This window comes from Rhodococcus sp. UFZ-B548, from assembly GCF_903819475.1.
Classification (GTDB): Bacteria; Actinomycetota; Actinomycetes; order Mycobacteriales; family Mycobacteriaceae; genus Rhodococcus_F; species Rhodococcus_F erythropolis.
The window spans coordinates 1-3,105 of record NZ_CAIJDS010000128.1 but is presented as its reverse complement, the minus strand read 5'-3'; the positions used below and the strand labels follow the sequence as shown (position 1 = coordinate 3,105).

The 3,105-nt window shown below is 59.1% G+C and carries 3 protein-coding genes; all 3 read right to left on the bottom strand.

Translation table 11 applies throughout. The features are described from left to right. Positions 1-122: 122 nt before the first annotated feature. The 3 genes from H7C86_RS36675 to H7C86_RS36665 all read right to left on the bottom strand — a co-directional run bounded on the left by H7C86_RS36675 (position 123) and on the right by H7C86_RS36665 (position 3,013). Positions 123-1,262 (bottom strand): glycerol dehydrogenase, encoded by a 1,140-nt coding sequence (locus H7C86_RS36675; RefSeq protein ID WP_160095662.1) that lies wholly within the window; start codon positions 1,260-1,262, stop codon positions 123-125. 186 nt (positions 1,263-1,448) lie between these two features. Then, complete coding sequence (locus H7C86_RS36670) at positions 1,449-2,690, bottom strand: NAD(P)/FAD-dependent oxidoreductase (RefSeq protein WP_182263496.1); 1,242 nt, start codon at positions 2,688-2,690, stop codon at positions 1,449-1,451. Further along, the gene (locus tag H7C86_RS36665) at positions 2,690-3,013 is read right to left on the bottom strand and encodes a bifunctional 3-phenylpropionate/cinnamic acid dioxygenase ferredoxin subunit (protein WP_182263495.1); all 324 of its coding nucleotides are present in this window, start codon (positions 3,011-3,013) and stop codon (positions 2,690-2,692) included. The genes H7C86_RS36670 and H7C86_RS36665 overlap by 1 nt, the downstream gene beginning before the upstream one ends. Positions 3,014-3,105: the final 92 nt, after the last annotated feature.

The following is a 3,105-nucleotide window of genomic DNA, read 5'->3' as shown; positions in this document are numbered from 1 at the left end:
CTCGAGACCGGCGGCTTCAGACCCCAACTCCTACACCCCCGATTGGGATGAGCCCGTTTGCAGGCAAATTGCGGACAAGCCATGTGGTTCAGTCCGGTCCGCGGTCTGATATTTTGTCGTGTTTAGTGTGCTACGTAGAATTTTGGTTCCGGAAGCTTGGCATCCGCCCTGACGCGGACGGCAAATCTCTCAAGTGAGATGAGGGCGCTAAGGACGTCGCCGCTGTTTACGTCGAAGGGCATCGAATGGATAGTCTCGCTGGGAACAGTGGCCGCGTCTGAAACTCTCTTCAGGGAGTCCCGGTCGTCAGATCGAAGTCCAATTTCGGTTAGCGTGGTAGGCAATCCGATTCGAGTGGTGAACTCGATGAAATCGCGAACGTCACTTGTGGGTGCCCCTTCAAGCATGAGCTGGGCGATGGAGCCGATGTTTACCTTTTCGCCGTGGGCAAGGCCGTGGGTTTCCGGAACGCCTGTCAAGCCGTTGTGGATTGCATGGGCAGCCGCCACCCCGCCGGATTCGAAGCCGATGCCGGAAAGTAAGGTATTGGCTTCTATGACTTTCTCCACTGCAGGCGTTACTTGATTGTCGCGGACGGCGTCTATGGCCGGCAGTGCGTTCTCCCACAATATGTTCCAGCTGAGTTCAGCAAGCGCAGTGGCCGCCAATGTAGGTGGCCCCCCCGCCATGGTCTGTGAATTTGACCGTGACGTTGCGCGGGCCTCAATCCATGTAGCAAGCGCATCGCCCACCCCTGCGATAAGGAGTGACACAGGAGCATTGGCGACGATTTGCGAGTCGACCAATACTAAGTCTGGGTTTCTGGGAAGGAAGCGATACTCGTGAAACTCGCCAGCCTCGGTATACAGCACCGACAGTGCACTGCATGGAGCGTCAGTCGAAGCGACGGTCGGACAATTTGCCCATCTGATCCCGGCGAGGTGTCCAGCGGCCTTAACTGTGTCAATGGCGCTACCTCCCCCAATTGCGACCGCTACGTCTGCACCGGTCCGTTTGATGGCATCAACGATGCGATTGATTTCGCCTTCCGTCGTAATCCCGTTGAAAGTTTCCCGTGTGAAGCTGAGGCCCGCACTCTCGAGCGCGTGTTCCACGTCATGGCCGACCAGGCCCCACACCAAGTCATCGGCCACGACAAGGGGCGTCGAACCGATAGGGCTCAAGTACCTGCCGAGCTGATGAATGGCGCCGGCTCCTTGAACGTACCGGCTAGGGCTGATGATGGCTCGAGGTTCATGCATTAAGTTACTCCTGTCGTATGGTCATACCTAAGACCTTCGGTCGTCCCAGTTTTGGTGTGGAAGACGCTGCGGTGATTGTCTTTGGCAGCAGCCGTCTGAGCTCTGCCTTGACGGGCGCGGTCTTCTCGGCGTTACGCGGCTTCGGTTGGCCATGGCGGTCACCCTTGAGCCTCATGCCGCTCCCGTTTATGCCACTCGCACTGGCTGCTGCGCCGGGCGAGCCAATTGCCGCAGGGTTACGTTCATATCGCCGAGCTGCCCAGGGGACAACTCAACTCCGCTCTCAACAAGCCGCACGGCCATAGCGAAGTCTCGCGGGGCGTTTGCCGAGATTGCCGCTACCACGCGCTGGCCGGACAGTCTAAACAACTGGCCCGCACCGTCTTCAAGGGAACCTCGTGTGACGTACTCTCCGGTGCCAGCGATGTCGCCGATCATTTGCATCCGATGCCCGGCTATTTCGCTCCAGGACACAGGGATCTGAGGCGCATGAACAATGTTTCCCAGCATTGCGGAGGCCACTGCGGTGGCCTGTTTCTGACTGTTGATGTACGTTTCGAGTGACCGCTGACCTCCCGCCAGCAGCGGCCAGGAGGCTACGTCCCCGGCAGCGAACACCCCAGCAGAGGCGGTTTCGCCGGAGTCGTTCACGCTTATACCCCTGTCGCAGGCAAGTCCGGCCTGCCGGGCAATCTGCACGTCGGGCTCCGCTCCGATGCAAATAAGTGCGCTATCCGCAGGGAAACGACGGCCGTCGGTACCGATCACTGCATTCAGCCGGTCCTTCCCTTCGAATCCGGCCACACCGGTGCGGAGCGCGACCGTAACGCCAATTTCCTGGAGTCGGGCCCGGCACCAGCTGCCGATCCGGCGTCCCATGACACGTTCAAGTAGTTCATCTGAAGCCTGTAAGACCGTTACCTCGAGCCCGAGCTTCCGGGCCGTGGTTGCGACCTCACAGCCAATCAGGCCTCCACCCATGATCACAAGGCGTTTCCCCGGTTCCCAGTCCTGGCGAAGCCGCTGGACGTCCTCCAACGTTCGCAGGGTTTCTACGCCCAAGATGTCGGTTCCCGGGAAGGAGGGCACGCGCGGGCTGGACCCGGTCGCGATCAGGACGCGATCGGCCTTGAGAGACTTGCCATCATCCAGAAGAACCTCTCTGCTAGTGAGATCAATCCGTGTGGCGCGCCTGCCGAAAAGTGTCTCTATTTGCTCGTCTTCATACCAGCCGGCGGGCAACAGCGGTGGCGGATCGGCGAGGTCACCCCCAAGTACAGCTTTGGAGAGCGAGGTGCGGTCATAGGGGAGCACGTTTTCTTTGCCGACTAGCAGAAGACGGCCTTCGTACCCCTCCGAGCGAAGCGACTGTGCGGCGCTCACACCTGCGACACCGCTGCCGATGATCACGACATCGGAGATCCCCATCAGTTCGTCACTCCGCTGTCAAGATCGACCAACACGTCGTTCCCCTCAACCTTGACGACGAAAGTTCTCAACGGAGAACTAGCCGGCAGCGCCTTGACTTTGCCTGTCCGCACACAGAACTTCGCATAGTGAAGTGTGCACTCCACTATGCCGTCTTCGAGGAAGCCCTCCGAAAGGGCCCAGTTGTCATGGGAACACACATCCTGAACCGCGAAGAATTCTCCGTCGACATTGGATACAAGTATCGGTTCCGGGCCGCCTTCATAACGAAGCATCTCGCCTGGCGGCAGATCATTGCGATCACAGACTTTCGTGGGAGCCATAATTCTCCCTCCTTACTTAAAAGAAGAAACTCAGGTTAGCAAGGCTGCTGGACATGGTCGAGGGCCGGTCGAAGGCGGCGTTCAAGACCTGG

What these genes read in the sequence shown, in the direction of transcription:
- H7C86_RS36670 (WP_182263496.1), bottom strand. Translation starts at nt 2,690, where the DNA reads ATGGGGATCTCCGATGTCGTGATCATCGGCAGCGGTGTCGCAGGTGTG.
- H7C86_RS36665 (WP_182263495.1), bottom strand. Translation starts at nt 3,013, where the DNA reads ATGGCTCCCACGAAAGTCTGTGATCGCAATGATCTGCCGCCAGGCGAG.
- H7C86_RS36675 (WP_160095662.1), bottom strand. Translation starts at nt 1,262, where the DNA reads ATGCATGAACCTCGAGCCATCATCAGCCCTAGCCGGTACGTTCAAGGA.